General features: G+C 38.8%; 11 protein-coding genes. 10 read left to right on the forward strand and 1 reads right to left on the reverse strand.

The window, feature by feature from the left end; all coding sequences use genetic code 11:
• The 6 genes from ACQSGY_RS30590 to ACQSGY_RS30615 all read left to right on the forward strand — a co-directional run.
• A partial coding sequence (locus ACQSGY_RS30590) for an HNH endonuclease (RefSeq protein WP_427182384.1) occupies positions 1–625 on the forward strand: 625 nt, incomplete at its 5' end.
• A gap of 4 nt (positions 626–629) precedes the next feature.
• Positions 630–1,109 carry a DUF6985 domain-containing protein gene (locus ACQSGY_RS30595; RefSeq protein WP_427182385.1) on the forward strand — a complete coding sequence of 160 codons (480 nt, stop codon included), beginning with the start codon at positions 630–632 and terminating at the stop codon, positions 1,107–1,109.
• A gap of 429 nt (positions 1,110–1,538) precedes the next feature.
• Positions 1,539–2,174 carry a hypothetical protein gene (locus tag ACQSGY_RS30600; protein WP_427182387.1) on the forward strand — a complete coding sequence of 212 codons (636 nt, stop codon included), beginning with the start codon at positions 1,539–1,541 and terminating at the stop codon, positions 2,172–2,174.
• Between the two features lie 6 nt (positions 2,175–2,180).
• Entirely contained in the window at positions 2,181–2,603 is a 423-nt protein-coding gene (locus ACQSGY_RS30605; protein ID WP_427182388.1) for a hypothetical protein, read from the forward strand.
• Between the two features lie 2 nt (positions 2,604–2,605).
• Positions 2,606–3,055: a hypothetical protein gene (locus ACQSGY_RS30610; RefSeq protein WP_427182390.1), complete on the forward strand. Its 450-nt coding sequence runs from the start codon at positions 2,606–2,608 to the stop codon at positions 3,053–3,055.
• Between the two features lie 23 nt (positions 3,056–3,078).
• A complete protein-coding gene (locus ACQSGY_RS30615) occupies positions 3,079–3,468 on the forward strand; it encodes a hypothetical protein (protein WP_427182392.1) in 390 nt (129 codons plus the stop codon).
• Between the two features lie 514 nt (positions 3,469–3,982).
• Here ACQSGY_RS30615 and ACQSGY_RS30620 read toward each other — a convergent pair.
• Complete coding sequence (locus tag ACQSGY_RS30620; RefSeq protein WP_427182393.1) at positions 3,983–4,582, reverse strand: hypothetical protein; 600 nt, start codon at positions 4,580–4,582, stop codon at positions 3,983–3,985.
• A 34-nt stretch (positions 4,583–4,616) separates the two neighbouring features.
• Between ACQSGY_RS30620 and ACQSGY_RS30625 the strand changes: the two genes are divergently transcribed.
• The 4 genes from ACQSGY_RS30625 to ACQSGY_RS30640 all read left to right on the forward strand — a co-directional run bounded on the left by ACQSGY_RS30625 (position 4,617) and on the right by ACQSGY_RS30640 (position 7,517).
• Entirely contained in the window at positions 4,617–5,312 is a 696-nt protein-coding gene (locus tag ACQSGY_RS30625) for an HNH endonuclease (protein WP_427182395.1), read from the forward strand.
• A gap of 15 nt (positions 5,313–5,327) precedes the next feature.
• Complete coding sequence (locus ACQSGY_RS30630; RefSeq protein ID WP_427182397.1) at positions 5,328–5,795, forward strand: DUF6985 domain-containing protein; 468 nt, start codon at positions 5,328–5,330, stop codon at positions 5,793–5,795.
• A 100-nt stretch (positions 5,796–5,895) separates the two neighbouring features.
• Positions 5,896–6,798, forward strand: coding sequence for a deaminase domain-containing protein (locus tag ACQSGY_RS30635; RefSeq protein WP_427182399.1), 903 nt, complete (start codon positions 5,896–5,898; stop codon positions 6,796–6,798).
• Positions 6,799–6,836: 38 nt separating this feature from the next.
• Entirely contained in the window at positions 6,837–7,517 is a 681-nt protein-coding gene (locus ACQSGY_RS30640) for an Imm3 family immunity protein (protein WP_427182401.1), read from the forward strand.
• Positions 7,518–7,957 lie beyond the last annotated feature (440 nt).

The following is a 7,957-nucleotide window of genomic DNA, read 5'->3' on the forward strand; positions in this document are numbered from 1 at the left end:
CAAGACGAATGCAAAAACGAATGAAACACCAAATGAAGTGAATACCTGGAAGCCGTCAACGAAGAAAAAAGACAAAGTTGAACCACAGGCAAATACGAACAAACCAGAGGAGAATCCGAATAAACCGAAGGATAATTCGAAAGGTACTGAGGGAACGGGTGATGTTCCTAAGGTAACAAAAGGTTATGATGTAACACCAAAGTATAGTACTTACGATGACAGACTAAAAAGAACACCAGTTAATAAAGGGGAATGGAGTGGTGAAAGAGGAGAGTCAAAATTTGTTTCAGAGAAACCTGAAGTGAAGAAATATCTAGATGAAGCGGGCGTTGATGGAGTAGAATATAAGAATGCAATGCCTGATTTTTCTCCTTTTACAAAGGCTGAGGTAAAAATTCCGAATATGACTAGTGACAGAAGAAAGAACTTTGCAATGGCTGATGAAATACTAGCTAAGGAGTGGTCGACTCCTGAGAAAAAGTGGACTGCGGGTGATGTTGCAGATTGGCGAGAGGACAATAACTATACATGGCATGAACTAAATGACCTTAAGGGTATGCAATTAGTACCAAGCAAAATTAATGGTACATATAATCATTTAGGTGGAGTTGGGGAACATAAGTGACGACATGGCTAACCTTAACCATGAACTATTTGGTGAAATTTCTTATGATTTATATTGGAGTGGACAACAGAAAATAAAAATGTTTGGAAAAGATAAAGCCATAATTTTAAGTGTTGATGGAAATGAAGAAGGCGAATTTCAAGATGTCCAAAAAGAAGCATATACCAATTTTATTGGAAATATGGACGATATCATGACTAAAGTAGAAGCGGCTATCTTTGACTATTATCAAGAAGTATACATGGATTATAGAGAAATGGTGGGAGAGGATGAAGCTGACAAGATTGCACCAATTATAGAAAATAAAGAAGAGTTAGATCATTTAATTGAACCAACTCAATTGATTATTAGAAGAGTGCGAAAAAATGGAGTTAGAAGAATTGGGTTACTTTTTAATTGTACTTGGGAAATAGAACATGGGCTTGCTGTGAAAATTGAGGATGAAGAAATCGTTGAGGTAGGCTTTCAAGATATAGTGCTATAACAGTATGAAGTACCTACCCTTTGAGGAAGGATAAAGCTTTCTCCATTCCGTTGGTACGCACATCAATGCTTTAATTTTATAATCTAAATATTCACTATTTCGATACAATTGAACAGGTTGATTATGGTCAGATACTACCATGATTGGCCTGTTTTTTTTGTTATCTTCGTAATCTGACATTTTTTCAAATTTACTTGCAACTGTAGAATAAACCGCCCCGATAGGGAAGATGAATCAATATTGGCAGGCCTCATACTACGGTAGATCAACTGGGCAGTTATGAGTATTGGGAGTCTCAAGCGCTAAGTCTCGAAGAAAAGAAGTTGGAGGCTCAAGCGTACGACGATAAGCAATGAAGAATTAGCTCAACTTATCGACGGATATAACCAACATGACGCGGCGCAAAAAGGGATGGATACGCAATTCGGTATGAATCGCAGGGGAGGTTCAGCAGGTGGCTCGGCCGGCCTGAGACCTGCTCTCACGCAGGCAAGTGGAACAACGCCTAAAGGGAAGGGCTTTGTGATAAAGTCCTGGGAAGACAGTCAGAAGATGGGGATCGTGTCTGGTGGAGGAAGTCATTGGAGCAGTAACAAGCAGAGCAAAACGGGTGAGACGGCTTCAGGGAATGGCAAGAAAGCCAGTGGTGGAACGGGGGCAAGCTCTAAACCAGTAGAAAAGCCGCCAGAGTCGAAACCGAGTTCGGGAAGTGCATCGTCTTCGAAACCGAATGCAGGGAATGCAGCGACAACGTCGAAAAATAACACGACATCCAAGACGAATCCCGAAAAAAATGAAACGCCGAATGAAGTGAATACCTGGAAGCCGTCAACGAAGAAAAAGGGCAAACGTGAACCGCAGGCCAATACGAATCCGCCTAAATCGCCTGAGACGAACAAACCAGAGGAGAATCCTAAAACAAACAAAACGAAGGATAATTCGAAAGGTACTGAGGGAACGGGTAAAGATTTACTTTCCCCTAATGGTAAATTTATAGATTCTAAGTTAGAATCGGATTATCAAAAGTATCTTGCCCGTAAAGCCAAAGAGGGTAAACGACCATGAGATCGGTTGGATTGGAAAGAGGCCAGAGATTACTGGCTGAATGATTCACCAATGGCTAGAGGTAATGCATTCAATAAAAAGTCAGTTGTGGAAGAATGGTATCCATGTAATGAAGTACATTTGAGTAACGGAAAACGTTTGGATTCATACGATCCTATAAAAGGCGAGATAGTATCAAGAAAAGCGACTGATTTAGCAGATATTGAGTTAACTACATTTGAGAATTATTTAAAGGAAATGAAGGTGAAGTACGAGCCGGGAACAATAATTAGATCAGATAAATACGCTGATTTTAAACCACCAATTGACGGTCAACCACTTAAGGGAAAACAAATACTTGCGACTAATAAGAACTTTTCAGGGATACAAGATTACATTGATTTGGCGAAGAATAAATATGGGATCGAAATCAGATTTAGGGAGGAGTAAATATGATAGATAAACATACTAAATACACTTTTGAGAAGATAAATTTTATTGAAAGGTATAAGAATCTAGCCACAAAGTATCAATTTAATGTGAGTGAAAGTTACGAAGACTATGAAAGTAACCAAGTAGTAAAAATTATTAGTGAATTAGGGTATGAGTCCTCGTTTAATAAAAAGGAAAAGTTTTTTAAGATTACAGAAACGCAGAATAATTATAAGTTTCAATATGTTATCTCCTTAAAATATGGTGTTGCTGAATTTATATGGTCTGTATGGGAAAATTCCGAACTTAGGATTGGTGGGACATGGGGAATATTAAAAGAACAACTAGATGGTCTGGAAAATGATAAAGTGAGGAAGCCGGTATTCCGTAATTACGAAGAATTGAAAGAATTATTAGCTGATGCATTTTTAATTTATGAAGATTTTAAACGAGAGTATATGCACTATTGAAAAACGATTGAGAGGTTTGTATCATGACGATGTCAATATATTACTCAGCAAAACGAAAGGAATCATTAACAGATGTCGAAAGAGACCTTATAAAGAAATTGATTTCGGAGTATTCGGTACAACAAGAAATTGAAAAGTTTAACAGTACAGGAGAAGGATACAATTGGACTGGTTTTGATGTATATGATCTGAAAGATTCGTCTGATCCGGATATTATTTTTGAAGGTTCTACACAATTACCTGATAACATGGATGATGCAATCTGGGAAGGTGTTCAGCATTGGACTGCTTTACTGTCACAAATACGATGTACTGTTTTGAATGCTGAATGGTATGTGGCAGTAGAAGATCATGTTCTCAAATGGGATGAGGAATATTTAGAATACGATTTATCCCCACCCAGTGCCGAATAAGTCGGGCGACTTATTTCAAGTAGAATTAACTAATGTAATAATACCGTATAAAAGGTTTCTCCATTCCGTTGGTACGCACATTAAATGCTTGAATTTTATAACATAAATAACGCTAATACGTTACATCGAACGGGTTGATTATGGTCAGATACCACCATGATTGACCTGTTTTTTTTGCTACGTTCTTTTTCTCATCGACTTTTGAAAAGTTACGCATTTGTAGAATAGCCGCCCCGATAAGGAAAGTGAAATAATAATCGCACATATAGGGTAGATGCCATCACTATATAAGAACAACAATTTATTGAATCCTACAGCTCCTAACTGAAGACGAATCCATCATACTCAGGCAGGTGATGGAAATGAAAGATCAGTGAGGAATCTCCCGTGAAACAGGTAGCTCAGCAGGCCTGAGACCTGCTCTCCCGCAGGCAAGTGGAACAACGTCTAAAGTGAAGAGATTTATGATAAAGTACTGGGAAGACCAGCAGAAGATGGGGATCGTGTATGGAAGTCATTGTAGCAGTAACAAGCAGAACAAAACGGGTGAGACGGCTTCAGGGAATGGCAAGAAAGCGAGTGGTGGAACGGGGGCAAGCTCTAAACCAGTAGAGAAGCCGCCAGAGTCGAAACCGAGTTCGGGAAATGCATCGTCTTCGAAACCGAGTGCAGGGGATGCAGCGACAACGTCGAAAAATAACACGACATCCAAGACGAACTCAGGACAATCTAAGCCAGCCAAAACGGGTGAGACGGCTTCAGGGAATGGCAAGAAAGCGAGTGGTGGAACGGGGGCAAGCTCTAAACCAGTAGAGAAGCCGCCAGAGTCGAAACCGAGTTCGGGAAATGCATCGTCTTCGAAACCGAGTGCAGGGGATGCAGCGACAACGTCGAAAAATAACACGACATCCAAGACGAACTCAGGACAATCTAAGCCAGCCAAAACAGGAGAGACGCCTTCGGAGAATGGCAAGAAAGCAAGTGGTGGAACGGGGGCAAGCTCTAAACCAGTAGAGAAGCCGCCAGAGTCGAAACCAGGTTCTGGAAGTGCATCGTCTTCAAAACCGAATGCAGGAAATGCAGCGACAACGTCGAAAAATAACACGACATCCAAGACGAATGCAAAAACGAATGAAACACCAAATGAAGTGAATACCTGGAAGCCGTCAACGAAGAAAAAGGGCAAACGTGAACCGCAGGCCAATACGAACAAACCAGAGGAGAATCCGAATAAACCGAAGGATAATTCGAAAGGTACTGAGGGGACGGGTAAAGATGAAGATACTCCGCCTGCTTTCAAGCAAACTGAATTTGCCAGTTCTTATGAAGCGAGACTTAATCAGACGCCCGCACCTGGAAATCCAAGAGTTGGTTTTGAAGGAATTAGAGGCGAATCTAAGTGTACTCTTAAGCCACCACCTGATCCAGAAGTGCAAATAGTGTTAGATAAAGCTGGTATTGATGGTATACAATATAAAAATGCTGTACCTGATTTTTCACCTGTTGCAAAAGCACAAGTAGAAATCAAATATATGCTAGGTGGCAAAGGAACTTATGGAGGAAAAGCCAGAACGTATAATTTTGCACAGGCGGATAAGAAGTTAGCTGAGCAACTTAATGATTCTCCAGACTTAGCAAGTCAATTTGGAATGGAGCCTGGTAGAATTACTGCAAAAGATATAGAAAAATATAGGGATAAAAACAAATTAACATGGCACGAATTAAATGATGTTAGTACAATGCAACTTGTCCCAACAAAGATAAACAGTACATTTGGACATCTTGGTGGTGTTGGGGAAGTAAATGCGGGTGCATTTGAACCTGGGGGCTTTGCAAAAAAATAATAGGGGAGATTTTAAATGAAAATTAATGATGCGGTTTTTGGCGAGCTCGAATTTGATTATGTTTGGACTAGGGACACCACTATTAATTTTCTTGGAAGGGAAGTAGAAATATCACTCATTGTTAAAGGTGATGAGGACGGTAGATTTGATGAAGAACAGTATTTAGCGTATAAAGCATTAATGAAAAATTGGAATCAATTGCAGCAAAGTTTCTTGCAGCCAATATTAGAATATTATCAACAAAAGCGATATGAGCTAGGTTATGATATTACTTTTCATGAGGGTTATCCTTTAGTGGAAACAACCGACCAGATTAATGATTTGATTACTTTGGATGGAATTGTCGTTCCGTACGGTGAAATTAGAGAAGGCAGAGATATGGGTGTTCTTTTTAATTGTTCATGGGATGTTGAAAACGGATTAGGACTTCGCTTATTAAATGAAGAGGTAACTGAAGTGGGTTATCAAGATGTTGTTATTTAGACATAAGGGGAATTTAACCTTCTAAATCAGATAATGGTTTTTTAACAAGTTAATGTAAAAAACACGATCTTACCAATAAGAGAGAACTATACAACCAACAATGCCACAACACGAGCTAGCCGTCGGTGTTGTGGTCTTTTCATTTTCTAAACGAATAAGCGATAGTTTTTCAAAAAAAGCATCCCCAGTTCCGAATGAGTGGAAACCAGTAGAGAAGCCGCCAGAGTCGAAACCGGGTTCGGGAAGTGCATCGTCTTCAAAACCGAATGCAGGGAATGTAGCAACAACGTCGAAAAATAACAAGACATCCAAGACGAATGCAAAAACGAATGAAACACCAAATGAAGTGAATACCTGGAAGCCGTCAACGAAGAAAAAAGACAAACGTGAACCGCAGGCCAATACGAAGCCGCCTAAATCGCCTGAGACGAATAAACCAGAAGAGAATCCGAATAAACCGAAGGATAATTCGAAAGGAACTGAGGGTAAGGGTAACCCCAATGTAAGTACTGAAAAAGTATTTCCCACAAGAAGGATTGATCTGAATAAAGAAACACATATTCTTGATAGGGTAAGTGAGTTGAGAGGTAAGCTTTCTAATAGGCTTAAAGATGAGCTGAATTTCGCATATTCTGAAGTAGAAATTACAGGGATTGACAAAAAGGAATTCTATGCACATAGTAGCTTAAATGGTGACAACAAGGCAAAGGATTATGCTAATTTTTCGTTAAAGCCATCAAAACCAAAGTATGAAGCAACACTTGCACCAGATAGAGGCGGAAATATAAGATTAAGAGATAACGATACGGAGTATAAAATACTCAATGATTTAGCCGCAAGATTGGATAAATTGCCTGACCCTTCAAAGGCTAGTGGAAAAATAAAATTATTTACCGAGTTAGATACGTGTGCAAGCTGTAGTAGAGTTATTAGAAGGTTCAGTAAATATTATCCAAATATAGATATTGAAGTGATTCATAACGGAAACGAATTAGTAAACTAGATTATTCCAAAGAATTCATAAAGGGGACACAAAAAAATATGAAACGAAATTATGAGGCATTATTTGGAGCGTTTTATGAAAGATATTTTGATTTCAAGACTGAGGGAATGAGTGATGCTGAAGCGCTTGTCTGCACATCTGAGGCATACCTCGGTGTACAAAAAAGAGGTGAAATGGAGAACGCGGTGGTTGTTATTGCAGCAGGAAGGATTTATTTGACACATTCTAAGATTTTTATAAATTCAAAAGAAAAGATAGTTAATCAGCTGAGGGACTTAGATTTAGAAAAGTTGCAACTTGAAACAACCTCTGATGAGTATCAAGACATATTAGAACGAAGAGATATGGTACTTGATGGGATAGAAAGCATTCCTGTTGACCATAGTCCATATACACGTTGGTATTATAATGAAATGGAAAAAGAAGTAAAAAACTACTTCATGAAAATTATTGAGAAAACAAAAGATGCGAGTGGGGTAATTGAGAAAATAGAGGAAAGGTTTGATCGTGAATGTAGGAGTACTCTGAGTGAGAATATTGTTGTTAAAACAACACTTGCTGAACTACTTATTAGACATAAAATTAAACCAGAGAATGAATTTTTGAGTTTAAAATTTGAATTAGAGCGCTTTGATATGAGTGAAATAGGTGAACAATTAACGGAATTAGAAAAGTTTGATCTTTCTATCCGAATTAAGGAAGTGTTAAGTCGAATTTAAAAGTTTATGTCTGTTGAGTATCTAATTTATGTAATTTCTATCAGTAAAGAATCGAACATGAGAAATAAACTTGTTGCGCAACATTTTATGGGGAATAGTTCGGTAAGAAACAAGCGAAATAAATGAAAGTCCTACATTTTGGGTTACGCTTTTAAAAAAATGTTCAGCGTTTGAAGGGGGAGAATGATTTTACCGAGGGTGTAGTTCTTTTTTGAGCATTTCATTTAGTTGTTTACGCGTGAATTCAAACAATCAGACTAACATTCAAAAGCTCTTTTCCACTTTATTTATGAGTTGGAGAGAGCTTTTGTATTTAGAAAATAACTAATAGTTGCTTGGTGGAGAAGGTCACTCTGTCCACACCCGCGGCTGCGGATGCAGCAGTGACCCAAGCTTCGATGACAAGCCCGAAGGATGTATCCTTGGTTGGAGCAGCGCTG

The organism is Paenibacillus sp. TC-CSREp1 (assembly GCF_050171015.1).
GTDB lineage: Bacteria > Bacillota > Bacilli > Paenibacillales > Paenibacillaceae > Paenibacillus > Paenibacillus silvae.